The sequence below is a fragment of the Stappia sp. ABD4_338 genome, from assembly GCF_056312175.1.
On the sequence record NZ_CM149982.1, the window covers coordinates 1,148,761 to 1,175,095 of the forward strand.

Sequence of the window (26,335 nt, forward strand, 5' to 3'; positions counted from 1 at the left end):
AACATGGCACGTTCTGTTTGGAAGGGCCCGTTCGTCGACGGTTTTCTGCTGAAGAAGGCAGAGAAAGTCCGCGCCTCGGGTCGTAACGAAGTGATCAAGATGTGGAGCCGCCGCTCGACGATCCTGCCCCAGTTCGTGGGTCTGACGTTCGGCGTCTACAACGGCCAGAAGCACGTTCCCGTGCTGGTGTCCGAGGACATGATCGGTCACAAGTTCGGCGAGTTCTCGCCGAGCCGCACGTACTACGGTCACGGCGCGGACAAGAAGGCGAAGAGGAAGTAACGATGGGCAAGCCGAAGGGCGAGCGCGCGCTCGCCGACAACGAGGCGAAGGCGATCGCCCGGATGCTGCGCGTTTCGCCGCGCAAGCTGAACCTGGTCGCCGCCGCGATCCGTGGCAAGAAGGTCGAGAAGGCGATTGCCGACCTGACCTTCTCGCGCAAGCGCATTGCAGGCGACGTCAAGAAGACCCTGATGTCGGCAATCGCCAATGCCGAGAACAATCATCAGCTCGATCCCGACAGCCTCGTGGTGGCGGAAGCCTTCGTCGGCAAGGCGTTCGTGATCAAGCGCTTCCAGCCGCGGGCTCGTGGCCGTGTCGGCCGGATCGAGAAGCCGTTCTCGAACCTGACCATCGTCGTTCGCGAAGTCGAGGAGACCGCCTGATGGGACACAAAGTTAACCCGATCGGCCTGCGCCTCGGTATCAACCGCACCTGGGATTCGCGCTGGTACGCGGACAAGGGCGAGTATGGCGAGCTTCTCCACGAGGATTTCCGCATTCGCGAGTACATCCTCAAGGAGCTGAAGCAGGCGGCCGTTTCCAAGGTCGTGATCGAGCGTCCGCACAAGAAGTGCCGCGTCACCGTTCACGCCGGTCGTCCCGGTGTCATCATCGGCAAGAAGGGCGCCGACATCGAGAAGCTCCGCAAGGCGCTGTCCGCGATGACCTCGTCCGACGTGCACATCAACATCGTCGAGGTGCGCAAGCCCGAGGTTGACGCCCAGCTCGTCGCCGACGGCATCTCGCAGCAGCTCGAGCGCCGCGTCGCGTTCCGCCGTGCCATGAAGCGTGCCGTTCAGTCGGCCATGCGCATGGGCGCCCAGGGCATCCGCATCAACTGCGGCGGTCGTCTGGGTGGCGCGGAGATCGCGCGTACCGAATGGTACCGCGAGGGCCGCGTGCCGCTGCACACGCTGCGTGCCGACATCGACTACGGTGTTTCCACGGCTCACACGGCCTATGGCACGTGCGGCGTGAAGGTGTGGATCTTCAAGGGCGAGATCCTGGAGCACGACCCGATGGCTTCCGAGCGCCGCGCGGTCGAGGGCGACGGGACGAACCAGGGTGGCGGACGTCGGGAGCGTGGCCGCGCCGCGTGAGCGACGGCCCGTTCCGGACAGTAGCAGAGCGAGAGAGAAGAGATGCTGCAACCGAAGCGAACTAAGTTCCGCAAGCAGCACAAGGGCCGGATCCACGGCACGGCGAAGGGCGGTACCGATCTCAACTTCGGCGCCTTCGGCCTGAAGGCCGTCGAGCCGGAGCGGGTGACCGCGCGCCAGATCGAGGCGGCCCGTCGTGCCATGACCCGTCACATGAAGCGTGCGGGCCGTGTGTGGATCAGGATCTTCCCGGACGTGCCGGTTTCGTCGAAGCCGACCGAAGTGCGCATGGGTAAGGGTAAGGGTTCGCCGGACTTCTGGGCCGCCAAGGTCAAGCCCGGCCGGATCATGTTCGAGATTGACGGTGTGCCGGAAGACACGGCGCGCGAGGCGATGCGCCTTGCGGCAGCGAAGCTGCCGATCAAGTGCCGTTTCGTTCAGCGCATCGCCGACTAAGGCACGACCAGGAGACAGGGCCATGAAGGCGACGGACGTTCGGGCTAAGACCTTGGACGAGCTGGGCACCGAGCTCGAGACGCTGAAGAAGGAGCAGTTCAATCTGCGCTTCCAGCGGGCAACGGGCCAGCTTGAGAACACGGCGCGTGTGCGCCAGGTGCGGCGCGACATCGCGCGCATTCAGACGATCATGCGCGAAAAGCGCGTGGCCACAAGCGCGTAAGGAGAACGGGATGCCGAAGCGCGTTCTGCAGGGCGTCGTTGTCAGCGATGCCAACGACAAGACGGTGACGGTGCGCGTGGAGCGGCGCTTCACGCACCCGCTGTACAAGAAGACCGTGCGCCGCACGAAGAAGTATCGGGCGCATGACGAGAACAACGCGTGCAAGGCTGGAGACCTGGTCTTCATCCAGGAATGCGCGCCGTTCTCGAAGACGAAAACCTGGACCGTTGTCGAGGGTTCGACCGCGGACTGACGTGATTACCGCGGCGCGGAAGCGCATGCGGTGAAAGAAGAACAAGGCGGCCAGTCATGATTCAGATGCAAACAAACCTCGACGTGGCGGACAATTCCGGCGCCCGTCGTGTCATGTGCATCAAGGTGCTCGGCGGCTCGAAGCGGAAGTATGCCAGCGTTGGCGACATCATTGTCGTCAGCGTCAAGGAGGCTAACCCGCGCGGCCGCGTCAAGAAGGGCGACGTGATGAAAGCGGTTGTCGTGCGCACGGCGAAGGACATTCGCCGTCCCGATGGCTCGGTGATCCGGTTCGACCGCAATGCGGCCGTGCTGGTCAACAACAACAAGGAACCGGTCGGGACCCGTATCTTCGGTCCGGTTCCGCGCGAGCTGCGTGCGAAGAACCACATGAAGGTGATTTCGCTCGCTCCGGAGGTGCTGTAATGGCTGCCAAGCTCAAGAAGGGCGACACGGTCGTCGTGCTGACCGGTCGCGACAAGGGCAAGACCGGTGAGATCCTCCAGGTCATTCCTGCCGACAACAAGGCCGTGGTGCGGGGCGTGAACGTCGTTCGTCGCCACCAGCGCCAGTCGGCCCAGCAGGAAGGCGGGATCATCAGCAAGGAACTCCCGGTGCACCTGTCGAACCTCGCGATCGCTGATCCGAAGGACGGCAAGGCGACCCGTGTCGGGTTCCAGGTGAAGGAAGACGGCACCAAGGTGCGCGTGGCCAAGCGCTCGGGGGATCTGATCGATGGCTGAGACGAAAACGGCTCCGCGGCTCAAGACGGAATATCTCGACAAGATCCGTCCTGCGCTGCAGGAGAAGTACAACTACAAGAACGCGATGCAGATCCCTGCGCTCGAGAAGATCGTTCTCAACATGGGCGTTGGCGAAGCGGTGGCCGACAGCAAGAAGGCCAAGATCGCTGCCGAGGATCTCGCGGCAATCGCCGGTCAGAAGCCGGTGATCACCAAGGCGCGCAAGTCCATCGCCACCTTCAAGGTGCGCGAGGGGATGCCGCTGGGTGCGAAGGTGACCCTGCGTGGCGAGCGGATGTACGAATTCCTCGACCGCCTGATCACCATCGCGCTGCCGCGCGTGCGTGACTTCCGTGGCCTGAATGCGAAGAGCTTCGACGGCCGGGGCAACTACGCCATGGGCATCAAGGAGCACATCGTGTTCCCGGAGATCAACTACGACAAGGTCGACCAGATCTGGGGCCTTGACGTGATCGTGTGCACGAGCGCGAAGACGGACGACGAGGCGCGCGAGCTTCTGCGCGCGTTCAACTTCCCGTTCCGCAAGGCGTAACGGGAAAGGAACGAGGACAGAACGATGGCGAAGAAAAGCGCGGTCGAGAAGAACAAGCGGCGCGAGCGGCTGGTCAAGAAATATGCGGAAAAGCGTTCGGCCCTGAAGGCCGCCGCCAACGACGAGAGCCTGTCGCTCGAAGAGCGTTATGCGGCGCGTCTGAAGCTGGCCAAGCTTCCGCGTAATTCGGCGGAAGTCCGCCTGCGCAACCGCTGCGAGGTCACGGGTCGCCCCCGTGCCTACTACCGCAAGCTGAAGATGTCGCGCGTCGCGCTTCGCGAACTGGGCTCGAAGGGACTTATCCCGGGCCTCGTGAAGTCGAGCTGGTAAGGAGAATCCCATGGCGATTTCCGATCCCCTGGGCGATATGCTCACCCGCATCCGCAATGCCCAGATGCGGCGCAAGAGCAAGGTGACGTCTCCGGCGTCGAAATTGCGCGAACATGTACTCGACGTACTGGCCTCGGAAGGGTATATCCGCGGCTATTCGACGGTCGAGTACGAGGGCGGCAAGTCCGAGCTCGAGATCGAGCTCAAGTATTTCGACGGCGAGCCGGTGATCCGTTCCATCGAGCGGGTTTCCAAGCCGGGTCGGCGGGTCTATTCCTCGGTGAGGAACATCCCGCGCGTCGCGAACGGCCTCGGTGTCTCGATTCTCTCCACGCCGCGTGGCGTGATGGCGGATCATGACGCCCGGGAAAGCAATGTTGGTGGTGAGGTGCTCTGCCGCGTCTTCTGATGCGGCGGACATCCCGCTGAAGAACTGGACAGGTTGGTCATATGTCTCGAATTGGCAAGAAGCCAGTCCCCGTGCCGAGCGGGGTAACGGCAACGATCAACGGTCAGAACATCGAGGTCAAGGGACCGAAGGGAACGCTTTCCTTCGTGCTCAATGACCTGGTCCTGGCCGAGATGACGGACGAGGGGATCAAGGTGAACCCGCGCGTGGACACCAAGCCCGCGCGTGCGATGTGGGGCATGTCCCGCACCATGGTCGAGAACCTCGTGACGGGCGTCAGCAAGGGCTTCGAGAAGAAGCTCGAGATCACTGGCGTCGGTTACCGCGCGCAGGTGCAGGGCAAGAACCTGCAGCTTGCGCTCGGTTTCTCCCATGATGTCGTCCATGCGATGCCCGAGGGCATCGAGGTTGCGTGTCCGAAGCCGACGGAGATCGTCATCTCCGGCATCGACAAGCAGCGCGTGGGACAGGTCGCGGCCGAGATCCGCGATTACCGCCCGCCCGAGCCGTACAAGGGCAAGGGCGTTCGCTATGCGGGCGAGTACATCGTCCGTAAGGAAGGCAAGAAGAAGTAACGGACGGGATCATGGCGAAGACCAAGACACTCTTCGAGCGCCGCCGCGACCGCGTCCGTCGTTCGATCAAAAAGGTTCTGAACGGCCGCCCGCGGCTTTCGGTTCACCGTTCCTCCAAGCAGATCTACGCGCAGATCATCGACGACGTGAAGGGCCACACGCTGGCCTCCGCCTCGTCGCTCGACAAGGATCTGCGCACCGAGCTGGCCTCGGGCGCCAACACTGCCGCCGCCGCGGCCGTTGGCAAGGCGCTCGCCGAGCGCGCCAAGGCAGCCGGTGTCACCCAGGTCGTGTTCGACCGTGGTGGCTATCTGTTTCACGGCCGCGTCAAGGCTCTTGCCGACGCAGCGCGTGAGGGCGGACTGGAATTCTGATCGTCGTTCAAGACGCTCACAGACAAACGAAAGCGAATATCATGGCGAGACAGGATAATCGGGAGCGCGGCGGCGATCGGGATCAGCGCGACAGCGAGTTCGTCGACAAGCTGGTGCACATCAACCGCGTTGCCAAGGTGGTGAAGGGCGGCCGTCGTTTCGGCTTTGCCGCTCTCGTCGTCGTCGGCGACCAGAAGGGCCGCGTTGGCTTTGGTCACGGCAAGGCCCGTGAGGTGCCCGAGGCGATCCGCAAGGCGACCGAGGCTGCGAAGCGTTCGATGATCCGCGTGCCGCTCCGCGAGGGGCGTACGCTGCATCACGACGTCAACGGCCGTCACGGCGCCGGCAAGGTGGTGCTTCGCGCCGCTCCGGCCGGTACCGGCATCATCGCCGGTGGTCCGATGCGTGCCGTGTTCGAGACGCTCGGCGTCCAGGACGTGGTGGCGAAGTCGCTGGGTTCGGCGAACCCGTACAACATGGTTCGGGCGACCTTCGAGGCCCTGAAGCACGAGGACAGCCCGCGTTCGGTCGCTGCCCGCCGTGGCCTCAAGGTGTCGCAGATCCAGTCGCGTCGCCGCGACATCGACGACAGCATCCCGGCCGCCGAGGGTTGATCCCGGCGTCTGCCGACCCCAGCTTGAGAAAGGCTTGGTTCCATGGCGAACGATAAGACCGTTACGGTCGAGCAGGTGGGCAGCCCGATCCGGCGCCCGAAGGACCAGCGGGCGACTCTTGTCGGCCTCGGTCTCAACAAGATGCGCCGGCGCTCGACCCTGAAGGACACCCCGGAAGTGCGTGGCATGATCCGGAAGGTTCAGCACCTTGTGCGCGTCGTCGACGAAGCGTGAGTGCGGGAGACAGACAATGAAACTGAATGATCTCCGGGACAACCCGGGTGCCACGAAGGACCGCATGCGCGTCGGTCGCGGCATCGGCTCCGGCAAGGGCAAGACCGGCGGACGTGGCGTGAAGGGCCAGAAGTCCCGTTCGGGCGTCGCCATCAAGGGCTTCGAGGGCGGCCAGATGCCGCTTCACCGTCGCCTGCCGAAGCGCGGCTTCACGAACATCTTCGCGAAGTCCTACACGGCCGTTTCCATCGGTCGCGTGCAGGTCGCCATCGAGGCGGGCAAGCTCGACGCGTCGCAGGCGGTCAACGCGGAGGCCCTCAAGGCCGCCGGCGTGATCCGTCGCGTCAAGGACGGCGTCCGTCTCCTGTCCGACGGCGAGCTCAAGACCGCGGTCACCTTCGAAATCGCCGGCGCCTCCAAGGCTGCCGTCGAGGCCGTCGAGAAGGCTGGCGGCAAGGTCGCGATTATCGGAGCCCAGGCTGAATAAGCCTGGGTTTTCCCACTTCCGAACGTACTCTTCTGACCGGAGCCTGGAATGGCATCTGCTGCCGAACAGCTAGCGGCTAATCTGAATTTTTCAGCTTTCGCCAAAGCCGAGGAACTGAAGAAGCGTATCTGGTTCACACTGGGTGCGCTTCTTGTGTATCGGTTCGGCACTTACGTGCCGCTTCCCGGAATCAACCCCGACGCCTTCGCGCAGGCCTTCGGTCAGGCCCAGCATGGCATCGTCGGCCTGTTCAACATGTTCACCGGCGGTGCCGTGTCGCGCATGGCGATCCTTGCGCTCGGCATCATGCCGTACATCTCCGCCTCCATCATCATTCAGCTCCTCACGTCGGTCGTTCCCTCGCTCGAGGCGCTGAAGAAGGAAGGCGAACAGGGCCGCAAGGTCATCAACCAGTATACCCGCTACGGCACCGTGCTTCTGGCGACGGTGCAGGCCTACGGCCTTGCGGTGGGTCTGGAGTCGGCCACCAACGTGGTGGCGGATCCGGGCTGGTTCTTCCGTATCAGCACCGTCATCACGATGGTCGGTGGTACGATGTTCCTGATGTGGCTCGGCGAGCAGATCACGTCACGCGGCATCGGCAACGGCATTTCGCTCATCATCTTCGCGGGCATCGTCGCAGGCCTTCCGGCCGCGCTTGCCTCGACGCTTGAGCTTGGCCGCCAGGGCGCGCTGGCGACCCCGATCATCATCGTTCTGCTGCTGCTGTCGGTGGTCGTGATCGCCCTGATCGTGTTCATGGAGCGCGCGCAGCGCCGCCTGCTGATCCAGTATCCGAAGCGGCAGATGGGCAACCGCATGTTCGAGGGCAACACCTCGTTCCTGCCGCTGAAGCTCAACACCGCCGGCGTGATTCCTCCGATCTTCGCGTCCTCGCTGCTGCTGGTTCCCGCGACGCTGTCCGGTCTCGGCACGACGGGGGAGGCGTCCGGGTGGCTCACGACGGTGACGGCACTGCTCGGGCACGGGCAGCCGCTCTACATGGCGCTCTATTCGGCGCTGATCATCTTCTTCTGCTTCTTCTACACGGCGATTGTGTTCAATCCTGAGGACACGGCCGACAACCTGAAGAAGCACGGCGGCTTCATTCCGGGCATTCGTCCGGGCGAGCGGACCGCGCAGTACATCGACTATGTCCTGACGCGCATCACCGCTGTTGGCGCCATCTATATCGTCCTGGTCTGTCTCTTACCCGAATTCCTCATTTCCGCGACGGGCGTTCCGTTCTACTTCGGTGGCACCTCGCTGCTGATCGTCGTCAGCGTGACCATGGATACGGTTTCGCAGATCCAGGGCCATCTGCTCGCGCATCAGTATGAGGGACTGGTGAAGAAGTCGAAGCTCAGGGGGAAGCGCAGATGAGGTTGATCTTTCTCGGGCCGCCGGGGGCGGGCAAGGGAACCCAGGCGTCGCGTCTGGTCGCAAGGCACGGCATTCCGCAGCTCTCGACCGGCGACATGCTCCGGGCCGCGGTCGCGGCCCAGACGCCGGTGGGACAGAAGGCCAAGGCCGTCATGGATGCCGGCGGACTGGTGTCCGACGAGATCGTGGTCGGCATCGTTGCCGACCGGATCGAGGAAGAGGATGCCCGCAAGGGGTTCATCCTCGACGGATTTCCCCGCACCCTTGCCCAGGCCGAGGCCCTGGACCGGATGCTGGAGGAGAAGGGGCTGAAGCTGGATGCCGTTCTCGAACTCGAGGTCGACCAGACCCAGCTCGTGAACCGGATCATCAAGCGGGCCTCGGAGGCCAAGGCGGCGGGCGAGCCCGTGCGCAAGGACGATGATCCCGAGATCTTCAAGCAGCGGCTCGAGGCCTACAATCGCGATACAGCGGTTGTCGCGCCCTACTATCGCGAGCGCGGTCTGCTCACCGCCATCGACGGCATGAAGTCGATCGATGACGTGTCGGCGCAGATCGATTCCGCGCTTGACGCAGTGTCGGCGGCAAGCTAAGGCTCCCGCTCTGCCACAAGATCCGCATTCGCGTCGCGCGGCCAGCGCGGCACGGATGCGTTTGTGCACCTGATTCCCCGCAAGGGCCGGGCTCCACCGGACGCGGGGGCAACCCGGCGCTTCTTCCATGACAGGAAGGGCGCCCGAACATGGAGACGGCATTGGCCCGTATCGCAGGCGTCAACATTCCGACGAACAAGCGCGTCGTCATCGCGCTTCAGTACATTCACGGCATCGGCCCGAAGTTCGCCCAGGAGATCATCCAGAAGGTGAACATCGCCCCCGAGCGCCGCGTCAACGAGCTCAGCGACGCCGAAGTTCTGGCGATGCGCGAGACGATCGACCGCGACTACATCGTCGAGGGCGACCTTCGCCGTGAAGTGGCAATGAACATCAAGCGTCTGATGGACCTTGGCTGCTACCGCGGCCTGCGTCACCGTCGTGGCCTGCCGGTGCGCGGCCAGCGGACGCACACGAACGCCCGTACCCGCAAGGGTCCGGCGAAGCCGATCGCCGGCAAGAAGAAGTAAGTTCCGATCACGGATCGGTTCGGTGGAGCCGCCGGTCAACGGCGGTGACGAGATCGAGCAAAGGACAATACAATGGCAAAAGACACCACGCGCGTTCGTCGTCGCGAACGGAAGAACATTTCCTCCGGCGTCGCGCATGTGAACTCGACGTTCAACAACACCATGATCACGATCACGGATGCCCAGGGCAACGCGATCTCTTGGTCGTCGGCCGGCGCCATGGGCTTCAAGGGCTCGCGCAAGTCGACCCCGTACGCGGCCCAGATGGCTGCCGAGGACGCTGCCCGCAAGGCCGCCGATCACGGCATGCGCACCCTCGAGGTCGAGGTTCGCGGCCCGGGTTCGGGACGTGAGTCCGCGCTTCGCGCGCTGCAGGCCGCCGGCTTCATGGTGACCTCCATCCGCGACGTGACGCCGATCCCGCACAACGGGTGCCGTCCGCGCAAGCGCCGCCGCGTCTGAGGACCAGTCGCACTCCCTTCATTCCCATGGCACAGCATGGCCGGACCGTACGCGGCACCGGCGGGACAGCCGGAGGAAAGATATTGAGCATTCACAAGAACTGGCAGGAACTGATCAAGCCGAACAAGCTTGAGGTAAAGCCCGGTCACGATCCGCGCCTTCTGGGCGCCGTCGTCGCCGAGCCGCTCGAGCGTGGTTTCGGTCTGACGCTCGGCAATGCGCTGCGTCGCATTCTCCTGTCGTCGCTCCAGGGTGCGGCGGTCACCGCTGTCCAGATCGACGGCGTGCTGCACGAGTTTTCGTCCATCCCGGGTGTTCGCGAGGATGTCACCGACATCATCCTGAACATCAAGGAGATCGCGCTCAGCATGCAGGGCGAGGGCCCCAAGCGCATGGTCGTGCGCAAGCAGGGTCCTGGCATGGTGACGGCCGGTGACATCCAGACGGTCGGCGACATCGAGGTTCTGAACCCCGATCTCGTCCTGTGCACCCTCGACGAGGGCGCCGAGATCCGCATGGAGTTCACGGTCAACACCGGCAAGGGCTATGTGCCTGCGGAGCGCAACCGTCCGGAAGACGCGCCGATCGGTCTCATCCCGGTCGACAGCCTCTATTCGCCGGTGCGCAAGGTCTCCTACAAGGTCGAGAACACCCGCGAGGGCCAGGTGCTCGACTACGACAAGCTCACGCTCACGGTGGAGACCGACGGGTCGGTTGCTCCCGAGGACGCGGTGGCCTTTGCCGCGCGCATCCTTCAGGACCAGCTCTCGATCTTCGTCAACTTCGAGGAGCCGCGTCGCGAGGTGAAGGAGGACACCGTCCCCGAACTCGCCTTCAACCCGGCGCTTCTCAAGAAGGTCGACGAGCTCGAGCTGTCGGTGCGTTCGGCCAACTGTCTGAAGAACGACAATATCGTGTATATTGGCGATCTCATTCAGAAGACCGAGGCGGAGATGCTGCGCACGCCGAATTTCGGCCGCAAGTCGCTCAACGAGATCAAGGAAGTTCTCGCCCAGATGGGTCTCCATCTCGGCATGGAGGTCGCCAACTGGCCGCCGGAGAACATCGACGAGCTCGCCAAGCGCTACGAAGATCATCAGTACTGATCGCGCAAGCGCGGTCTTCCCGGTATCGAGAGGCGGCCTGATCCGCCCTCACTAGAAAAGGAGAGAGCCATGCGCCACGGCAATCGCGGTCGCAAGCTCAACCGGACGTCGAGCCACCGCAAGGCGATGTTCGCCAACATGTCGGCGTCCCTGATCGAGCATGAGCAGATCGTGACCACCCTTCCCAAGGCGAAGGAACTGCGTCCGATCGTCGAGAAGCTTGTTACCCTGGGCAAGCGTGGTGACCTGCACGCACGTCGCCAGGCGATCGCGGAGATCCGCGACGTCGTGCTCGTCCGCAAGCTGTTCGACACGCTTGCGGAGCGCTACAAGGGCCGCAACGGTGGTTACACCCGCGTCCTCAAGGCCGGCTTCCGCCATGGCGACAACGCGCCGCTCGCCGTGATCGAGTTCGTCGATCGCGACGTCGAGGCCCGTGGTGCCGTGGACCGTGCCCGCGTCGAGGCCGAGCAGGCTTCTGAAGACGCTGCGTAATTGATCCGGCGCGCCGCGAAGGTTTCCCTAAGGGAAGTCTTTGCGGCGCGTTTTTTGTTTTTTAAGACATTGAAATTGAACGCGATTTACAACGCGCGATTATCGTTCTTTTAACAACCACACGCCTACGTTAGCGACATCTGGGGTCCCACGTTCAGTCGGAGGGGTGTGATGTCTGAGACGTCCGAGGCGTCCGAGCCGCAGGCTCGTGCCGGTAATCGGTTTATGAAACTTTCCGTTGTCGTTCCCGTTCTGGTGGTCGGTCTGGTCTTCGCGGCCTGCGCGGCAGTCGGAATCGGTGGTTATCTCAATGCGCGTGGCGGTCTGACCGATTCCGCCACCGGTGAGCTGGCCATGGTTTCGAAAGCACGCACCGGGCTGATCGACGCCAAGATGAACATGCTTCTGGGCGATCTTTCGACCACGGTCTCCGGCGCTGCGACGGCGCTCGCCTTTTCCGAGCTGGATTCGGCGATGTCGAGCATCGACCAGGAGCGCGCGACGCTGCTTGGCTACTTCCAGCCGGAAGGCCTCGATGCGGCCGGGCGTGCGGAGCTGACCGGCAAGAACAACAAGACGCTCTATGCGTGGCGCCACTCCGAGCTGCATAGCGGTTTCTACGCGGCGTGGAAGAACAACGGCTATGCGGACATCTACGCGATCAACGCCAAGGGGCAGGTGCTCTACAGCGTCACGAAGTCGGATGACTTCCTGCTGTCCGTAACGGATCCGGCGCTTGCCGACACCGCTCTTGCCAATGTCTACAACCAGGCGATGGCCGCCGAGGCCGGCGAGCAGTTTGTTTCCAGCTACGAGTTCTATGCTCCTGCCGGCGGCAAGCCCTCGCTGTTCATCGCCCAGCCCGCCTATATCACCAAGTTCAACGGCTCCAACCTCGCAGGCGTGATCGTTATCCGTGTCGATGCCGACTTCCTGGGCGGCATCGCTGGTGATCTGGCCGACCTTGGCGAGACCGGACAGGTCTATATCGTCGATGAGGACGGACGGGTTGTCACCGACAAGCCTCGTGCCGCCGAGTCGACCGCGCTGGTCGCGATCGCCGACAATGATGTCGTGCGCGCCGCCCTCAACGGCAGCGAAGGCGAGGGCGTGGTGCATTCGGCCAGCGGCGTCGACCGCATGACGGTGGCGACGCCGCTTTCCATTGGCGGCACTCGTTTCGCGGTCGTGGCCGAGCGGGACATCGACGAGACGCTTGCCGCGGTCACCGAGATGCGCAACTCGATGATCATCCTCACCCTTGTGACGGTGGGCATCGCGATTGTCGTGGCGCTTCTCTTCTCGCGTTCGATCACGCGTCCGCTTCATGCGCTGGTTCGTGCGCTTGAGTCGATTGCCGCCGGTGACACCACCACCGAGATCGCCGCCGCCAAGCGCGGCGACGAGATCGGCGACATCGGCCGTGCCGTCGTCCTCATTCGCCAGAATGCGGCTGAGGAACAGGAACAGCGCGCGGCCCAGGAGGCGCAGCTTGCGCGCAGCCAGGCCGAACAGCGTCAGCAGATGCTGTCCGATCTCGCGTCGGACTTCGAGGCGAGCGTCGGTCAGGTCGTCGACAGCGTGGCCCGTTCGGTGGAGAGCCTGCGCAGTTCCGCCGATACCATGCGCCAGATGACGGAGGTTTCGGGCGAAACCTCCGAGCGTGCGGCGTCCATGTCGTCGGATGCCATGAACGAGGTGCAGTCGATCGCGACGGCTTCCGATCAGCTTTCCAGCTCGATCCAGGAAATCTCCTCGCTCATCGAACGGTCCTCGACCATTGCCCAGACGGCGACGGAGCGGGCGAATTCCACCAACTCCACGGTGCGTTCGCTGGCCGAGGCCGCCAACCGCATCGGCGAGGTGGTGACGCTCATCAGCGACATCGCCGACCAGACAAACCTTCTGGCGCTGAATGCCACCATCGAGGCGGCGCGTGCCGGCGAGGCGGGCAAGGGCTTCGCGGTGGTTGCCGCCGAGGTCAAGGAACTGGCATCCCAGACGGGCAAGGCGACCGGCGAGATCCAGCAGCAGATCGATGCGATCCGCGGTGCCACCGACGAGGCCGTCTCCGCCATCGGGGAGATCCAGGTCACGATCGGCGAGATCAGCCAGTCGGTCACCGACGTTTCGGCTGCCGTCACCGAGCAGAGCTTCGCGACCCAGAGCATCGCCGAGAACACCCAGCGTGCCGCCGGCGGTACGTCGAAGGTGTCGGACGACATCTCCGAGGTGCGCAGCATGTCCGAGCAGGCCCGCGATTCGGCCAACATGTTCTCGCGTTCCGTTACGGAGCTGTCGGAGCAGGCCGATCACCTCGACCGGGAGGTGAAGAACTTCCTGGGCCAGGTGCGCTCCGCCTGATCCGCGGAGGGCGGTACGCCGCCGTTCGCTGAAAAGAAGATGTGGAACGGCCGCCGGGGATCCCGGCGGCCGTTTCGCGTTCGGACATGCCGCATTGCCACGTTTCGCCCCAATCTGGCATGTATGGCGGACGCCACGCGCGAGAGCCTGCGGCGGATCGGTGCCCGGGCCCGATACGCTGCATTGCGAGGGAGCTAGCCGACCATGGACCTGCCGAAGCTGCATATGTCGTCAACGGACAAGACCGGGGGGCCTCGCTCTTCCGTGCAAGGCCGTCGGCGAGGATTCCGTCTGTCCCTGCTGGGGATGCTCGCGCTCGTTCCCGCCTTGCTCCTGCCCGTCGGTGGAAGCGCGCAGGCGCAGGATCGCAGCGTGCCGCGTTCGGCGGCCGAACTCACGCTGTCGTTTGCGCCGGTCGTCGCGCAGGCCCGGCCCGCGGTCGTCAATGTCTATGCCAGCCGCACGGTGGAGAGCCGTCCGGCCTCGCCCTTTTTCGACGATCCCTTCTTCCGGCGTTTCTTCGGCGGCCCGGACGGTATGCGAGGGCAGCAGCGCAAGCGCGTGGAATCGTCGCTTGGATCCGGCGTGATCATTTCCGCCGACGGCACGATCATCACCAACTACCATGTCATCGCCAATGCGGACGAGGTCCGCGTCGCGCTTGCCGACCGTCGCGAGTTCGACGCCGACATCGTGCTCAAGGACGAACGCACGGATCTCGCGATCCTCAAGGTGAAGGATCTCGACGAGGACCTGCCGTTCCTGTCCTTCGCCGATTCCGACGAACTGGCGGTCGGCGACATCGTTCTCGCGATCGGCAACCCGTTCGGAGTTGGGCAGACGGTGACCCAGGGCATCGTCTCGGCGCTGGCGCGCACACGCGTCGGCGTGTCCGACTACCAGTTCTTCATCCAGACGGACGCGGCCATCAATCCGGGCAACTCCGGCGGCGCGCTTGTCGACATGAAGGGCCGGCTGGTGGGGATCAATTCCGCCATCTACTCCCGGTCAGGCGGGTCGAATGGCATCGGTTTCGCCATTCCCTCCAACATGGTCCGCTTCGTCGTGACGGCCTCGGAAGGGGACGGCAAGGTTCACCGTCCCTGGCTGGGCGCAAGCCTGCAGAGCGTCGGGGCCGAGATCGCCGAGGCGCTTGGCCTGGACCGTCCGACGGGCGTTCTCGTCACCTCCGTTCACGAGGGCTCGCCGGCCGAGCGTGCGGGCCTCAAGGTCGGGGATCTCATCACCCGTGTCGGGGATGCGGAGATCATGGATCCCGACAGCTTCGGCTACCGGTTTTCCAACCGCAATGTCGGCTCCAGCGTGACTTTTTCCGTCCTGCGGCCGGGGGGGCGCGTGGAGCTTGACGTGGCGCTCGAGCCGGCGCCCGAGACCGTTGCGCGCGACTCGCGGCTGATCGACGGCTATTCGCCCTTTGCCGGCGCGACGGTTCTCAATCTCTCGCCGGCTGTCGCGATGGAACTTCGTCTCGACGATTTCGAGGACGGTGTCGTCATCAGCGAACTCCAGCCAGGCTCGACGGCCGCGCGCGTCGGGCTTCAGCCGGGCGACATCGTGCTCAGCGTCAATGGCCGCGCGGTGGGCTCGACCCGTGAGCTTTCCCGTATCGCCAGTGGCGATCCGGGGATCTGGCGGCTCGAGATCAAGCGTGGCGGGCGCGTTTTGCGCATCGCCCTGCGCGGCTGATCCGGGGACCGGGACATGAGCGATCTCTTTCAGGCGGCGGGTCTTGCGGGGGACACTCCACGTCCGCTCGCGGACCGGTTGAGGCCGGCCCGGCTCGAGGATGTGGTCGGTCAGGATCACCTGCTTGGCCCCGAGGGCGTGCTGAGCCGGATGCTGGCCGGGCGCAGCCTGGGATCGCTCATCTTCTGGGGACCTCCGGGAACGGGAAAGACCACGGTCGCCCGCCTGCTGGCGGATGCGACGGACCTGCGTTTCGAGCAGGTGTCGGCGATCTTCACCGGCGTTGCCGAACTCAAGAAGGTGTTCGAGGCGGCGCGCGCCGCCCGCCTGACCGGCAAAAGCACGCTGCTGTTCGTGGACGAGATCCATCGTTTCAATCGCGCCCAGCAGGACAGCTTCCTGCCGGTGATGGAGGACGGCACGGTCACGCTCGTCGGCGCGACGACGGAGAACCCCAGTTTCGAGCTCAACGCGGCGCTCCTGTCGCGGGCGCATGTGCTTACCTTCCGCACCCTCGACGAGGAGGCGCTGGACCGGTTGCTTGCGCGCGCGGAAGAGGAGGAGGGGCGGCCCCTGCCGCTTGACGAGGGCGCTCGCGCCTCGCTACTGCGCATGGCCGACGGCGACGGACGCTCCGCGCTCACGCTTGCGGAGGATGTGTGGCGCGCCGCGCGCGAGGGTGAAACGTTCGACGCGACGCGGCTTCAGGATCTCGTGCAGCGCCGGGCGCCGGTCTACGACAAGTCCCGCGACGGCCACTACAACCTGATCTCGGCCCTGCACAAGTCGGTGCGCGGATCCGATCCCGATGCGGCGCTCTACTGGTTCTGCCGGATGCTCGATGGCGGCGAGGATCCGCTGTTTCTCGCCCGGCGCCTGATCCGCATGGCGGTGGAGGACATCGGGCTTGCCGACCCCAACGCGCTCACGCAGGCCAATGCCGCGCGCGATGCCTATCAGATGCTCGGGTCGCCCGAGGGCGAACTGGCGCTGGCCCAGTCGGTCGTCTACCTGGCGACGGCACCGAAATCGAATGCCGTCTACACCGCCTACAAGAGCGCCATGCGCATGGCCAAGGCCAACGGCTCGCTGCTACCGCCAAAGCATATCCTCAACGCGCCGACGAAGCTGATGAAGGCGGAAGGCTACAGCGACGGCTACGCCTACGACCACGACCAGCCCGACGCCTTCTCGGGCCAGGACTACTTTCCCGAAAGCCTTGGGCGCCAGTCCTTCTACGATCCGCCGGAGCGCGGCTTCGAGCGCGAGTTGAGGAAGCGGCTCGATTACTGGGCGCGCCTGCGCCGAGAGCGGCAGGGCGAAGGCTGACACCGTCGGTCCGGCCCTTGCGCATTGCGCTTTGGCGCGAACCGGCAGACCATGGGCCGGGGACGGATGGACGTTCATGAGACAGATCGAACTGCGGCTGGCGCTTGTCCTCTACGGTGGGGTGTCGCTCGCCGTCTACATGCACGGGATCACGCGCGAGTTCCTGTCGCTGGTGCGCGCGGCACGCCGGCAGGAGGGACAGACAGGGGCTGAACGTGATGACGGAGCCGGGACCGGCGAGGGCAGCATCGCGGCCTATGAGGCCTTCCTGGAGATGTTTCGCCCGGCGGTGGATCTGCGGGTCGTTGTCGATGTGATCGCCGGCGCCTCGGCCGGCGGCGTCAACGGCGTGATGCTTGCCCGCGCGCTGGCCCACAATCTCTCGCTCGACAGCCATCGCGACCTGTGGCTTGAAAATGCCGACGTCACACGGCTTGCCGGCGAGCCGGTCGGGCTCACACGCTACCTGAAGGGCTCGATCGCGCCGGTGCTCGACCGGTTGGTGTCCATGGCGCTGAAGGCGGAACTGACCGATCCTGAAACACGGCTGAAGCTGCACCAGTTCATGCAGGCGCGCTGGTTCACGCCGCCTTTCTCCGGCGAGCGCTATGTCGGCTGGATGCTGGATGCCTGCCAGTCCATGACGCCGCGTCGCGGCCCGGGCGAAACGGCGACTGGCAACATTGCGACTGGCGAGCCGGTGACGCTCATCCCGCAGGGACAGTCCCTGGATCTTTTCGTCACGGTCACCGACTTTCACGGCGCACGGCGGCGCTTTCCCATCGAGGATGGCGGTTCCGTGGAGGAGATCGAACACCGGCGCATCCTGCACTACGGGGCGCGACGGCGCGGCAACGGCCTGACGGAGAGCGACTTCACCGACGAGTCGATCCCGGACCTCGTGTTCTCCGCGCGTGCGACCTCGTCGTTTCCGGGCGCCTTTCCGCCCATGACGGTTGCGGAGATGGACAGGGTGCTGGCCGGGCGCGGCGAGCCATGGCCCCGGCGTGAGGCGTTTCTGGCCCGTGCCTTTGCCGATTGCGGCGGTGAGGGGGCGGGGCGCGTGCTGGTCGACGGCAGCGTGGTGATGAACAAGCCGTTCCAGCCGGTCCTCGAGGCGATCGCGGGACGTCCGGCGGCGCGCGAGGTGGTGCGCCGCATCGTCTACGTCGATCCGCTTGCCGCGGCCGACGGGTCCTCGGCCGTGCTTCCCTCGCCCACGGGCGCGGAGGCCGCCGCCGGTGGCGGGGCAGGGTTCTTCCGCGTCATCCTTGCCTCTCTCGCCCATATCCCGCGCAACGAACCCATCGGGGACGCGCTTGACCAGGTCGCCGAACACAATCGCGAGGCGGCGCGCGTCGCGGAGGTCCTGGCGGCCGCCGAGCCGGTGGTCGAGGAAGAGGTCCGCTCCATCCTGCGCGGTGACGGGGAGTGGCCGATGACGGTGCGCGAGTTGCGCCGCTGCCGGAACATGGCGAATGAACGCGCGCATGTGTTTGCCGGGTTCGCCAGCCATGGCTACCAGCGGCTGAAGCTCTCGGGCCTCGTCGAGCGGATCGTGCGGCTGGCGGCCGAGCTTGCGCAAGAGGAAGCAGGGCCGGAGAAGGACGCCATACGGCACCGCGAGGTGGACGAGAGATGCCTTGCCGCCGCGCTCGACGCCTGGCTTTCGCGCCGCCGCCGGACGCAGGCGGATCCGGCGTCAGTGATTGGCGCCGGAGCCTCGGCCCCCTCCGGTACCCCGGAGCCGGTCGTTGCCTTCCTGCGCGCGCTGGACGTCGACTATCGCATTCGCCGCCTGCGTTTCGTCATCCGCCGTCTCAACGGGCTTTACCGTCTCGTGCGGCCGGAGATGGAAATGGACCCGGCGCGAATGGATGAACTCAAGAGCACGCTCTACGAGCAGATCGACGATTTGGCGCTGTGCTGGCAGCCCACGTTTCATGGCCGGGATCCCCGCGAGGCGGCGCGTGCGCTGCTGGCCCTTTGCGAGACGGCCAAAGAGGGAGAAGGGCAGGCGGAGGAACTCGACAGAGGGACCGACGCATTCCTGGCGAGACTGGGCGAAAGCATGGAGCTTTCCCGGCTCGACCGGCTGGCGGACGACATCTTCTCCGTCATGGTGTTCAACAATGTGCCGGTCCCGCTGCGCCGGCCGCTGGAAAGCGCCTATCTGGGGTTCGCCTTCTATGACCTCGTGACGTTTCCGGTGCTTGGCCGCACCATGATGAGCGAGTTCAACGCTGTGCGGGTCGACCGGATCAGCCCGAGCGACGGAACGGCGTTGCGCCCGGCCGGTGTCGACCTGAAGGGGCGCAGCCTCAATGCCTTCGGTGCCTTCTTCAACCGGCGATGGCGCGAGCACGACTATCTGTGGGGACGCCTGAGCGCCGCCGACAGGCTGATGACGATCTGCGAGCGCGCGGTCGCGGATGTCGTGTCGCTGGATCCCGGGCGGGCGCTTGCGGCGCGCCGCCGGGTATTCGCCGCGATCCTGGACGAGGAAGCGCCCCATCTGACGAGCGATCCGGACCTTGTGCCGGGCCTGCTGGCGGAGGTGGAGGCCATGCTCGCGCATGAGGCGGACGAGCGGCTTGAAGACACCGTGCCCGGCGGTGCTCCGCTCGCCCGCACAGGCCCCGCGTCTAGCTGGTGAGAGCGGGGCGGTCGCGGGTGATTTCGACGCTGACCTTTCCCGCCGCGATGGGAAGGGGCGCACCCGGCTTGTGAACCCGGACGCGTGCGCGCTCGATGCGCTCGTCGGCGGCGAAGATCGCCTCCGCGATGGCACCGGCGAGGCGTTCTATCAGGTTGAAGCGCGTCTGTGTCACAGCCTGCTCGATGGCCTGCGTCAGCCCCGCATAGCAGACCGTGTCCGGGTAGCTGTCCGAAGCGGCCGCCGGGGCGAGATCCGCCCAGCAGGTCACATCGACGATGAATCTCTGGCCGAGACGCGCTTCCTCGTCATGCAGCCCGTGAAAGGCGAAAAAGGCGAGATCCTCAAGATGGATTGCATCCATTGCATTGTCCGTTCGACGGTCTGGAAGGAGAGGGTGCAGCCATAGCAGAGCCTCCGGGAGCGGGCCAGCCTGGAAGGCGACCCCTGATGGCGGCGATCCGTCAGTCGTGGCGGGCCACCCGCCTCGATGGCGTGCAGGGCGTTGCACCGAACACGGTCCTCGTTCCCTGCAGCCTGAAGCCCGAATGGCGTCCGTCATCGAAGGTGACCTGAAGCAGGCGGACAAAAATCGAAGTCGCCTCCGTTGATCGGTGACCGGCCGCCGGAAGGCTGACTCAGGGGGCTTGCGATGTGTCGAATGCCGGCGCCTCGACGCGGGTTGTCGGGCCGAATTGCTCTTCAAAGCAGCGCCGCAGGACCAGATCCGCATCGGACATGGTGACCGGCAGGCCCAGGTCGACCAGGCTGGTTACGCCATGCTGGGTAACGCCGCAGGGCACGATGCCCGAAAAATGGTTCAGATCGGGATCCACGTTCAGGGAGATCCCGTGAAAGCTCACCCACTTGCGCATGCGGATGCCGATGGCGGCGATCTTGTCCTCGACGTCGGGACCCTTTTCCGGGCGGCGCACCCACACGCCGACCCGGTCCTCGCGCCGCTCGCCGCGAATATGATGCTCCCAGAGCGTCGAGATCAGCCACCCCTCCAGCGCGGCGACGAAGGCGCGCACGTCCTGCTCCCGGCGCTTGAGGTCGAGCATGACATAGGCCACCCGCTGGCCGGGGCCGTGGTAGGTGTATTGACCGCCGCGGCCTGTGCGATGGACGGGAAAGCGATCCGGCGCGATCAGGTCTGCCGGGTCGGCACTCGTTCCGGCGGTGTAGAGGGGCGGGTGCTCCAGAAGCCAGACCCGCTCCGCCGCGGTTCCCTCGGCGATCCCGGTGACGCGCTGCTCCATCTCCGCCAGCGCGTCCTCATAGGCGACCGGCCGGTCGCTGATCGCCCATTCCACGGCGGGTGAGCCTTCACGGGCGAGGAAGGTGCGGGCGAGATCGGCGCGCTGTGTCATTTTGCAAGTCCGTTAGGGGTTTGTTAACCAGGATCCGACCATCGTGCGAGTGTCGGCTTCCGTCCTGCGGATCGCCGTATAGGACGAACGCAGGCGAATTTCCATTCCTTCGCCCGAAGGCAAGAGGATCGGACGGTATCTTGAGCGATCAGGTGGGCATCTTCGACGATATTTCCATCGATATCTCCGTGGTGCTCGGGCGCTCGGAGATGCCGATTCACCAGCTTTTGCGCATGGGTCGGGGCGCGGTGATCGAGCTTACCGCGCGCGAGGACGACGATGTACAGATTCTCGCCAACAACATTCCCATCGCCCGGGGGCAGGTGGTCCTGCAGGGCGAGCGCATCGGCGTGTCCATCACCGAGGTTCTCATGCGCCCGCCCGAGGCGCGCCCGGCGCGTCGCACCGGGCCTCTCTGAGGGTTCTGGGCGACCTTGCACAGGAGAAACACGCCGCCTGTGCATATCCTCACGCAAATCGCTTGCGCGGGAAAATTCCTTTTGATAGAGGATGCGCACCGCAGGGCACTGCCCTGCGGCACTGACTGGAAATTGCGGTCGTGGCGGAATTGGTAGACGCGCAGCGTTGAGGTCGCTGTGGGGTAAAACCCGTGGAAGTTCGAGTCTTCTCGACCGCACCATTTTCAGTAAGAAAAACAAGGCCAACCAACGGGTTGGCCTTTTTTTTGTCCCACGTCAGAACCACCCGTGGGACACATCGACCCGGCTGAGGGCCGCATTGGCCAGTTTCCACCGCTCGACTCGCCGGGTGTAGACCTCACTGGTCTTGGCCTCCGAATGGCCGAGAATGGCCATGATCTCGTATTGGCTGCATCCCGACTCGGCGAGGATCTCCGCAAGACCCTTGCGAACCCCGTGCGCCGACAGATGCGCCAGCCCGGCCGCCCGGCACCAGCGCTTGACCATGGCCGACATGCTGTCGCCGCTGGCGAAGGGATTTCCCCCGCGCCCGAGCACATAGGTCTCTCCCTGAACCGTGGGGGCGCGCGTGGCGTCCCTGAGAGGCGCGAGGAGGGGAATCGTCACCTCGGACGATCCCTTCTTGAGCGGGGTCCAGCGAAGCGCCTCTATGCCGTCCAGAACGCATTCATGGCGGCGGCCAAGGTATGTGAGGTCCTCGACGCGGCATCCGGTCCACAACAGCACCGACATGGCCACATGCGCCTTGGAGCCGCGCGGGTGGTGCGCCAGGTAGGTCTTGACGTCCGCCGCCTTCCACGGCTGGGCGCCGCCGCCCTTGACGTAGATCCTGGGGATGCCGCGCGCGGGGTTGGACGTCAGGTGCCCGCGCTCGATCGCCCAGTCGTACATGACGCCAAGCGCCTCGATGAAGGCGTCGGCCTGCGCCGGGGTGGCGACCATCTCATCCTGCATGGCGAGAATCTTCTCACGGGGAATCAGCATCACCTTGTCCGGGCTCCCGAGCAGGCGTCCGAGAAGGTTGCGTTTCTTCTTGACCGTCTTGGCGCTGGCCATGCCGGCGCTCACACGGGCTTCAAGATGGGTCAGATAGGAGTGGACCAGCCATGCGATGGACCGCGGCTTGGCATAGTCGACGGCCGTCTTGAGCGGCTCCGGGGTTTCGCCACGCCGGGCCGCCAGATACTGGCGCTGGAAATCCTCATGCTCCGGCCCGCAGTGGATCCGGATGCGACGGGAGGCATCCCCTTGCGTGCGCACGCGATAGCGGCGGTTGCCGGAGGGGAGCGCTTCCACCAGCAGCCCGGGATAGTCGACCTTCATGAGACCTCTCACCATTGCTCAAGGTCCCAATCATTGCGCGGGGTCTCCTCCCGCTCAAGCGGGGTGCACAGGATCTCGGCCTCGCCGGCGCGGATGACGACCCGCTCCACCGTGAGCCCGGCGCCTGACATCGCCCGAAGGGCGGTGCGCAGGGACGCCTCGGACAGCCTCTTGCGGCGCGGGGTGGCGGTTGCGGTGTCGGCGGGGTGGATGGTCATCTCACCTCTCCACGTATCCGGGAATGTCGAGCTCATCGATCACGGCTGGCGGCACATCGAAGAAGCCGGTGCAGCCGTGGCAGGACACGGGCCGAAAGGCCCGGCTGGCGCCGGTGACGGTGTAGGAGACCGGCTCTGCGCCGCCGCTGGCGAAATCCCATCCGAGGCCGGTGACCGTGAGTGCGCCCGTGATGGCCTGCAGGGCGCATTGCTGGTCATAGGCGTTGCGCAGAAGCGCCATGTCGGTGCCCGAACGCTCCGCCACCTGGCGCAGGGCGGCGCGCGTGGTCGCTTGTGAGGCATCGCCGCCGACGTGGATCAGAAGGCGCCCTGCATGAACGGGCAGACCCGGCTGCCGATAAATATCGATGTGGCCGGTCAGCAGCGCCCAGGCAAAGGGCCGGGGAAGGGAGAGGGCTTTCATGCTCGGCTTCCTGCGGTTGAAGGGCGCCACCGGCCACACGGTTTTCTGCACATGGTCCGCCCTGATTTGTTCCTGTATCGTTCTCATTTGAGCGAGCGGGTCTTACATGAGCGAGCGGTTCGACGTCTTCCTTCGGTGCGCCTGCGGCCATGACGGCCGGGTGGCGACATCAGAGCACCCGAGCCTTACCGGGGTGCGGTTTCGCTGTGTCAAATGCGGAAACCGCGCGCCGGAGGTCGCCGTCTGGCCTATCTGGCAGCGGGCATTCCGGCGCGAGGGCTGGTCGCCCTGGAGGTGAAGGCGGGACAAGCGCTCACGCATTGCCGCCGCCGATCATCCCGAGCGCCTGCATGTAGAGGTCGAGAATGGCTTCCTCGGCCTCGCGCTCTTGCGGCTGCTTCTTGCGCAGGGAAATGACCTTGCGCAGGATCTTCGCGTCAAAGCCGGTGCCCTTGGCCTCGGCGTAGACCTCCTTGATGTCGTCGCCGATAACCTTCTTCTCCTCCTCGAGACGCTCGATGCGCTCAATGAAGGCGCGGAGCTGGTCGGCTGCAATTCCACCTGCATCACTCATGTGTCGGGATCCTTGAGGTTTGGTCAGGGCAGGGAACGCCCCTGCCAGGGCGTAAGGTCGGTTTCATCGGCATGCTGCCAGCGCAGGCCCATGGCGAGTGTGGCCGCGCCGGCAAGCGCGATGGCGACGAGCGCCAGCGTTGCCGCGCACAGCAGGGTGCCGAGGAGAACGAGGGCGACGGCCGCGGTCATGCCCGGCTCGTGCGAAAGCTGAATGTGTGGGAGGTCAGGCGCGGTGCGCTGGTGTCGTGCAATGGCATTGTGTCCTCCCATCGGATGATGAGAGATAGTGTGCATAATGCATATATATAGTGTCAATAAAAATGTGCGTAACGCGCATTTTCAGGTCGAGCGACCGATATCTCTCTTGTTGCTGAACTTGCGTGGGGCTATTTGGGCTTGATCCAATCGATGGGCGCCGCCCAAGTGACGCTTACATCGACAATGTCGGCATACTGGGCGTTGATGCTTTGGAGTGTCCACAGGCCGGGTTCGGAGCCCTGCCTGACAATTTTCACAAAAATTCTGTCGTCGCTCAATTGTACAATAGCGCGGCTATTCACCATTTCCGACGGGGGGAGTTGGCGAGAGTAATACAGAAGGGAGCCTTCTTCATAAGTTGGGAACATTGAATCCCCTGAGACCCGCACAGCGACCGTTGATAGCGTTGCGTCTGGCGGTGCTGGAACTTCATCTATATCGCCATTATCTATGGCAATTACTTGCTGCCCCGCGCCAACCTTTCCTTTTAAGGGGACCGTGGCCGCGCGGCCTTTGCCTTCTCCTGTGAGAAGCCAGCCCTCACTGACGCGGAACGCCTTGGCATATCGTCCGGCGGACCTCACGATGCCTCGGACGCCTTGCTCATGTTGGATGTACGTTTCGTACTTCCAACCAAAATAACGCGCGGCCTCTTTGGCGGTTTCAAAACCGCGATCAATGCGCGCTTTCTCCAGGCGCTTGGCAAAGTCAGGTCTGTCGTCTGATTTCATAACATGCATAAAGCATAGTGTCGGTATGCGTTTCGACTTGACCGGTTGGTGTGCGTTATGCATATTTTTGCCATGGAACAGGTCGATGTAAGAGCAATCCGGGTGGCTCGTGGTCTTACACAGCAAGGCCTAGCCGATCTGATGGGAGTGAACCTCTCAACGGTTTGGAGGTGGGAGCATGGAGCGCCACCTCGTGGGCCGGCAGCTGCTTTCCTCCGTAATCTTCATGATGAGGCGTTTGCTGGGGAGCGAGCGGACTCATGAACCTCTCCCTCATCGTCTCGCCCGGCTTCGGTCGGGCGTACCCGCCGGCCCGCGCGATTGGGTGTCTCACGCGGGCCGGCCTCCCTGTCGGCCCATGGCCGGCGCCCCGCGAGGCGGTGCGGAGCGCCGCTGCCGGCTGGCGGGGGGCGATCCCTTGCGCCGGCTTGCCGCCTGACGGTGCGGCGATCCGGAGAATGGCCGTGTGCGGCCGGTCCGCACAGATCCAACCGTCTTCCCGTGTTTGGAGGCCCTGCGCAGGCGGGGCCGGTTCTGGAGGCATGACATGAGCGCAGTGAAGCCCCGTCCGCGCGGCTCCGTTCACGATGCGATCACCCGGGCGTTCGACGAGATCCAGCAGCGCACCGGCGAGCAGGGCATCGCGGCGGCGGCCGCGACACTCGGCGTGTCGCAATGGCTGCTCTATGCGGCCTCCGATCCCGACCGGGATGGCGAGTTGTCGCTCCTGCGGGCCGGGTTGCTGACGCAGGTCTATGGCATCCGGGAGCTGGCCGAATGGCTGGCGGACAAGGCCGGCTGCGACCTGGTGGAGCGGACACCGGCCAGCGGGCCGGGGTTTTCCGGTGTTCTGGCCGCCCTTGGCCAGACGGTGCAGGACCTCTCGGACCAGCATCTTTCCGATGACGATGTGCGCAACATCCAGGCGCTCATCCGCAAGCTGCACGGGCTCATGGCGACGGACCGCGCTTCGGCCGGGGCCCGCCTGCAGGAGGTGCGGACATGAGCGCGCGCGGCGGATGCGACCCGCTGGCCGGGTGGACGGCCGAGCGGACGCACAGGCTGGACACCGCGGCGGACCGTTCGCGGCTGGCGGGGCTGATCCTGTGTGTTCTGGCGCTGGCGATTGTCGCCGCCGTGCTGGCGGGGTGCCGGGCATGAGTGCGGAACGCTTTACCCTTCAGGAGCGCAAACACGCACGGCTGGTGCTGGGGCTGTTCGTGCAGGGGGCCGACCATGCCGGACGGGACATGACCGACGCGCCGGGCGTGCTGGAGGATTTTCGCGCGGGGCGGTTCATCTCCGACGCGGCGCTTCTGGAGATCGCGGCGTGGCTGGAGCTCACGCGGGGCGACCTGACCCGCGCGGCGGCGGTGGCCGCGGCGCGGGACGGGCGGCTGTTCACCCGGGCGCGGAGCAACCGGAGGGCGGCGGCGTGAACCGTGACTATGCCCATGTGCTGACCCGCCCTCAGGCGCTGGACTGGTTGAGCTTTGGCCGTGCCCTGCAGGGGCAAATCCGCCTGCGCGGGCTCACGCTGCAGCAGGTGGCGGACGAGGTGCGGCTTTCGCGCGCCACGATCAGCCGCGCGTCCACCGGGCATGAGGTGGGGCTCGTGGCGCTGCTGAAACTCTGCATCTGGTGCGACCTGAACCCGTTCGAGCTGATGCGGCCCGACGACCGCAGGCCGGCGGAATACGTGCGCCCGGTGGCCGAGAGGGGGTGTTTCACGTGAC

At 65.1% G+C, this 26,335-nt stretch carries 41 protein-coding genes and 1 tRNA gene; 34 read left to right on the forward strand and 8 right to left on the reverse strand.

Features of this window, described 5'->3' with window-relative positions; all coding sequences use genetic code 11:
- Nucleotides 1-3: 3 nt before the first annotated feature.
- The 26 genes from rpsS (at nucleotide 4) to ACYX4S_RS05285 (ending at nucleotide 19,256) form a co-directional block, all read left to right on the forward strand.
- Nucleotides 4-282, forward strand: a complete 279-nt coding sequence (gene rpsS / locus ACYX4S_RS05160; protein ID WP_293722152.1) for a 30S ribosomal protein S19 — start codon at nucleotides 4-6, stop codon at nucleotides 280-282.
- Nucleotides 283-284: 2 nt separating this feature from the next.
- A complete protein-coding gene (gene rplV, locus ACYX4S_RS05165; RefSeq protein WP_293722150.1) occupies nucleotides 285-665 on the forward strand; it encodes a 50S ribosomal protein L22 in 381 nt (126 codons plus the stop codon).
- Nucleotides 665-1,381 carry a 30S ribosomal protein S3 gene (rpsC, locus tag ACYX4S_RS05170; protein WP_293722147.1) on the forward strand — a complete coding sequence of 239 codons (717 nt, stop codon included), beginning with the start codon at nucleotides 665-667 and terminating at the stop codon, nucleotides 1,379-1,381. The genes rplV and rpsC overlap by 1 nt, the downstream gene beginning before the upstream one ends.
- A 42-nt stretch (nucleotides 1,382-1,423) precedes the next feature.
- Entirely contained in the window at nucleotides 1,424-1,837 is a 414-nt protein-coding gene (rplP, locus tag ACYX4S_RS05175) for a 50S ribosomal protein L16 (RefSeq protein WP_293722145.1), read from the forward strand.
- 22 nt (nucleotides 1,838-1,859) lie between these two features.
- A complete protein-coding gene (gene rpmC, locus ACYX4S_RS05180; protein ID WP_422069207.1) occupies nucleotides 1,860-2,060 on the forward strand; it encodes a 50S ribosomal protein L29 in 201 nt (66 codons plus the stop codon).
- 10 nt (nucleotides 2,061-2,070) lie between these two features.
- On the forward strand, nucleotides 2,071-2,313 hold the full coding sequence (rpsQ, locus tag ACYX4S_RS05185; RefSeq protein WP_422069206.1) for a 30S ribosomal protein S17: 243 nt from the start codon (nucleotides 2,071-2,073) through the stop codon (nucleotides 2,311-2,313).
- 56 nt (nucleotides 2,314-2,369) lie between these two features.
- A complete protein-coding gene (rplN, locus tag ACYX4S_RS05190) occupies nucleotides 2,370-2,738 on the forward strand; it encodes a 50S ribosomal protein L14 (protein ID WP_293722139.1) in 369 nt (122 codons plus the stop codon).
- Nucleotides 2,738-3,055: a 50S ribosomal protein L24 gene (gene rplX, locus ACYX4S_RS05195; protein WP_293722137.1), complete on the forward strand. Its 318-nt coding sequence runs from the start codon at nucleotides 2,738-2,740 to the stop codon at nucleotides 3,053-3,055. Before rplN ends, rplX begins: the two co-directional genes overlap by 1 nt.
- Nucleotides 3,048-3,608, forward strand: a complete 561-nt coding sequence (rplE, locus tag ACYX4S_RS05200) for a 50S ribosomal protein L5 (RefSeq protein WP_293722135.1) — start codon at nucleotides 3,048-3,050, stop codon at nucleotides 3,606-3,608. Before rplX ends, rplE begins: the two co-directional genes overlap by 8 nt.
- Before the next feature lie 24 nt (nucleotides 3,609-3,632).
- On the forward strand, nucleotides 3,633-3,938 hold the full coding sequence (gene rpsN / locus ACYX4S_RS05205) for a 30S ribosomal protein S14 (RefSeq protein ID WP_293722133.1): 306 nt from the start codon (nucleotides 3,633-3,635) through the stop codon (nucleotides 3,936-3,938).
- 10 nt (nucleotides 3,939-3,948) lie between these two features.
- A complete protein-coding gene (rpsH, locus tag ACYX4S_RS05210) occupies nucleotides 3,949-4,347 on the forward strand; it encodes a 30S ribosomal protein S8 (RefSeq protein WP_293722131.1) in 399 nt (132 codons plus the stop codon).
- A 41-nt stretch (nucleotides 4,348-4,388) separates the two neighbouring features.
- Nucleotides 4,389-4,922, forward strand: coding sequence for a 50S ribosomal protein L6 (rplF, locus tag ACYX4S_RS05215; protein ID WP_422069204.1), 534 nt, complete (start codon nucleotides 4,389-4,391; stop codon nucleotides 4,920-4,922).
- Between the two features lie 11 nt (nucleotides 4,923-4,933).
- Nucleotides 4,934-5,296 (forward strand): 50S ribosomal protein L18, encoded by a 363-nt coding sequence (rplR, locus tag ACYX4S_RS05220; RefSeq protein WP_293722127.1) that lies wholly within the window; start codon nucleotides 4,934-4,936, stop codon nucleotides 5,294-5,296.
- A 41-nt stretch (nucleotides 5,297-5,337) separates the two neighbouring features.
- Entirely contained in the window at nucleotides 5,338-5,910 is a 573-nt protein-coding gene (gene rpsE / locus ACYX4S_RS05225) for a 30S ribosomal protein S5 (protein WP_422069203.1), read from the forward strand.
- A gap of 42 nt (nucleotides 5,911-5,952) precedes the next feature.
- Entirely contained in the window at nucleotides 5,953-6,144 is a 192-nt protein-coding gene (rpmD, locus tag ACYX4S_RS05230; protein WP_422069202.1) for a 50S ribosomal protein L30, read from the forward strand.
- A gap of 16 nt (nucleotides 6,145-6,160) precedes the next feature.
- A complete protein-coding gene (rplO, locus tag ACYX4S_RS05235) occupies nucleotides 6,161-6,631 on the forward strand; it encodes a 50S ribosomal protein L15 (RefSeq protein ID WP_476362130.1) in 471 nt (156 codons plus the stop codon).
- A 48-nt stretch (nucleotides 6,632-6,679) separates the two neighbouring features.
- On the forward strand, nucleotides 6,680-8,014 hold the full coding sequence (gene secY / locus ACYX4S_RS05240; RefSeq protein WP_293722118.1) for a preprotein translocase subunit SecY: 1,335 nt from the start codon (nucleotides 6,680-6,682) through the stop codon (nucleotides 8,012-8,014).
- Nucleotides 8,011-8,607, forward strand: a complete 597-nt coding sequence (locus tag ACYX4S_RS05245; RefSeq protein WP_293722116.1) for an adenylate kinase — start codon at nucleotides 8,011-8,013, stop codon at nucleotides 8,605-8,607. The genes secY and ACYX4S_RS05245 overlap by 4 nt, the downstream gene beginning before the upstream one ends.
- A gap of 161 nt (nucleotides 8,608-8,768) precedes the next feature.
- Nucleotides 8,769-9,137 carry a 30S ribosomal protein S13 gene (rpsM, locus tag ACYX4S_RS05250; RefSeq protein ID WP_293722113.1) on the forward strand — a complete coding sequence of 123 codons (369 nt, stop codon included), beginning with the start codon at nucleotides 8,769-8,771 and terminating at the stop codon, nucleotides 9,135-9,137.
- Nucleotides 9,138-9,209: 72 nt separating this feature from the next.
- The gene (rpsK, locus tag ACYX4S_RS05255; protein ID WP_293722110.1) at nucleotides 9,210-9,599 is read left to right on the forward strand and encodes a 30S ribosomal protein S11; all 390 of its coding nucleotides are present in this window, start codon (nucleotides 9,210-9,212) and stop codon (nucleotides 9,597-9,599) included.
- Between the two features lie 83 nt (nucleotides 9,600-9,682).
- On the forward strand, nucleotides 9,683-10,705 hold the full coding sequence (locus tag ACYX4S_RS05260; RefSeq protein ID WP_422069201.1) for a DNA-directed RNA polymerase subunit alpha: 1,023 nt from the start codon (nucleotides 9,683-9,685) through the stop codon (nucleotides 10,703-10,705).
- 69 nt (nucleotides 10,706-10,774) lie between these two features.
- Entirely contained in the window at nucleotides 10,775-11,200 is a 426-nt protein-coding gene (gene rplQ / locus ACYX4S_RS05265; RefSeq protein ID WP_293722106.1) for a 50S ribosomal protein L17, read from the forward strand.
- A gap of 225 nt (nucleotides 11,201-11,425) precedes the next feature.
- Nucleotides 11,426-13,564, forward strand: coding sequence for a methyl-accepting chemotaxis protein (locus tag ACYX4S_RS05270; protein WP_476362131.1), 2,139 nt, complete (start codon nucleotides 11,426-11,428; stop codon nucleotides 13,562-13,564).
- Between the two features lie 306 nt (nucleotides 13,565-13,870).
- Complete coding sequence (locus ACYX4S_RS05275; RefSeq protein WP_476362820.1) at nucleotides 13,871-15,271, forward strand: DegQ family serine endoprotease; 1,401 nt, start codon at nucleotides 13,871-13,873, stop codon at nucleotides 15,269-15,271.
- 15 nt (nucleotides 15,272-15,286) lie between these two features.
- Nucleotides 15,287-16,600 (forward strand): replication-associated recombination protein A, encoded by a 1,314-nt coding sequence (locus ACYX4S_RS05280; RefSeq protein WP_293722100.1) that lies wholly within the window; start codon nucleotides 15,287-15,289, stop codon nucleotides 16,598-16,600.
- Nucleotides 16,601-16,676: 76 nt separating this feature from the next.
- The gene (locus ACYX4S_RS05285; RefSeq protein WP_476362132.1) at nucleotides 16,677-19,256 is read left to right on the forward strand and encodes a patatin-like protein; all 2,580 of its coding nucleotides are present in this window, start codon (nucleotides 16,677-16,679) and stop codon (nucleotides 19,254-19,256) included.
- On the opposite strand, the gene folB is transcribed toward ACYX4S_RS05285, so the two are convergent.
- A complete protein-coding gene (gene folB / locus ACYX4S_RS05290; RefSeq protein WP_476362133.1) occupies nucleotides 19,246-19,620 on the reverse strand; it encodes a dihydroneopterin aldolase in 375 nt (124 codons plus the stop codon). The two genes, ACYX4S_RS05285 and folB, sit on opposite strands and share 11 nt — an antisense overlap.
- An 86-nt stretch (nucleotides 19,621-19,706) precedes the next feature.
- Between folB and ACYX4S_RS05295 the strand changes: the two genes are divergently transcribed.
- Nucleotides 19,707-19,832, forward strand: coding sequence for a hypothetical protein (locus ACYX4S_RS05295; RefSeq protein ID WP_476362134.1), 126 nt, complete (start codon nucleotides 19,707-19,709; stop codon nucleotides 19,830-19,832).
- Nucleotides 19,833-19,894: 62 nt separating this feature from the next.
- Here the strand turns inward: ACYX4S_RS05295 and lipB are convergent, their stop codons facing one another.
- The gene (gene lipB / locus ACYX4S_RS05300; protein ID WP_476362135.1) at nucleotides 19,895-20,629 is read right to left on the reverse strand and encodes a lipoyl(octanoyl) transferase LipB; all 735 of its coding nucleotides are present in this window, start codon (nucleotides 20,627-20,629) and stop codon (nucleotides 19,895-19,897) included.
- Nucleotides 20,630-20,781: 152 nt separating this feature from the next.
- On the opposite strand from lipB, the gene ACYX4S_RS05305 reads away from it, so the two are divergent.
- Both ACYX4S_RS05305 and ACYX4S_RS05310 read left to right on the forward strand, forming a co-directional pair.
- Nucleotides 20,782-21,048, forward strand: a complete 267-nt coding sequence (locus ACYX4S_RS05305) for a FliM/FliN family flagellar motor switch protein (RefSeq protein WP_293722166.1) — start codon at nucleotides 20,782-20,784, stop codon at nucleotides 21,046-21,048.
- Nucleotides 21,049-21,182: 134 nt separating this feature from the next.
- Nucleotides 21,183-21,269: transfer RNA gene (locus ACYX4S_RS05310), tRNA-Leu, on the forward strand.
- A 55-nt stretch (nucleotides 21,270-21,324) separates the two neighbouring features.
- Here the strand turns inward: ACYX4S_RS05310 and ACYX4S_RS05315 are convergent.
- The 6 genes from ACYX4S_RS05315 to ACYX4S_RS05340 form a co-directional block, all read right to left on the reverse strand.
- Nucleotides 21,325-22,407, reverse strand: coding sequence for a tyrosine-type recombinase/integrase (locus ACYX4S_RS05315; protein ID WP_476362136.1), 1,083 nt, complete (start codon nucleotides 22,405-22,407; stop codon nucleotides 21,325-21,327).
- Nucleotides 22,401-22,610: a hypothetical protein gene (locus ACYX4S_RS05320; protein ID WP_476362137.1), complete on the reverse strand. Its 210-nt coding sequence runs from the start codon at nucleotides 22,608-22,610 to the stop codon at nucleotides 22,401-22,403. Before ACYX4S_RS05320 ends, ACYX4S_RS05315 begins: the two co-directional genes overlap by 7 nt.
- 1 nt (nucleotide 22,611) lies before the next feature.
- Nucleotides 22,612-23,034, reverse strand: a complete 423-nt coding sequence (locus tag ACYX4S_RS05325; RefSeq protein WP_476362138.1) for a hypothetical protein — start codon at nucleotides 23,032-23,034, stop codon at nucleotides 22,612-22,614.
- A 313-nt stretch (nucleotides 23,035-23,347) separates the two neighbouring features.
- The gene (locus ACYX4S_RS05330; RefSeq protein WP_422069194.1) at nucleotides 23,348-23,608 is read right to left on the reverse strand and encodes a DUF2312 domain-containing protein; all 261 of its coding nucleotides are present in this window, start codon (nucleotides 23,606-23,608) and stop codon (nucleotides 23,348-23,350) included.
- A gap of 23 nt (nucleotides 23,609-23,631) precedes the next feature.
- Nucleotides 23,632-23,799, reverse strand: a complete 168-nt coding sequence (locus ACYX4S_RS05335) for a hypothetical protein (protein ID WP_476362139.1) — start codon at nucleotides 23,797-23,799, stop codon at nucleotides 23,632-23,634.
- A gap of 197 nt (nucleotides 23,800-23,996) precedes the next feature.
- Nucleotides 23,997-24,599 (reverse strand): XRE family transcriptional regulator, encoded by a 603-nt coding sequence (locus ACYX4S_RS05340; protein WP_476362140.1) that lies wholly within the window; start codon nucleotides 24,597-24,599, stop codon nucleotides 23,997-23,999.
- 72 nt (nucleotides 24,600-24,671) lie between these two features.
- Between ACYX4S_RS05340 and ACYX4S_RS05345 the strand changes: the two genes are divergently transcribed.
- The 5 genes from ACYX4S_RS05345 (at nucleotide 24,672) to ACYX4S_RS05365 (ending at nucleotide 26,334) form a co-directional block, all read left to right on the forward strand.
- Nucleotides 24,672-24,863, forward strand: a complete 192-nt coding sequence (locus ACYX4S_RS05345) for a helix-turn-helix domain-containing protein (RefSeq protein WP_476362821.1) — start codon at nucleotides 24,672-24,674, stop codon at nucleotides 24,861-24,863.
- Nucleotides 24,864-25,146: 283 nt separating this feature from the next.
- Complete coding sequence (locus ACYX4S_RS05350) at nucleotides 25,147-25,605, forward strand: hypothetical protein (RefSeq protein WP_293722077.1); 459 nt, start codon at nucleotides 25,147-25,149, stop codon at nucleotides 25,603-25,605.
- A complete protein-coding gene (locus tag ACYX4S_RS05355) occupies nucleotides 25,602-25,760 on the forward strand; it encodes a hypothetical protein (RefSeq protein ID WP_422069189.1) in 159 nt (52 codons plus the stop codon). The genes ACYX4S_RS05350 and ACYX4S_RS05355 overlap by 4 nt, the downstream gene beginning before the upstream one ends.
- Entirely contained in the window at nucleotides 25,757-26,038 is a 282-nt protein-coding gene (locus ACYX4S_RS05360; RefSeq protein ID WP_476362141.1) for a hypothetical protein, read from the forward strand. The genes ACYX4S_RS05355 and ACYX4S_RS05360 overlap by 4 nt, the downstream gene beginning before the upstream one ends.
- Nucleotides 26,035-26,334: a helix-turn-helix domain-containing protein gene (locus ACYX4S_RS05365; RefSeq protein ID WP_476362142.1), complete on the forward strand. Its 300-nt coding sequence runs from the start codon at nucleotides 26,035-26,037 to the stop codon at nucleotides 26,332-26,334. Before ACYX4S_RS05360 ends, ACYX4S_RS05365 begins: the two co-directional genes overlap by 4 nt.
- Nucleotide 26,335: the final 1 nt, after the last annotated feature.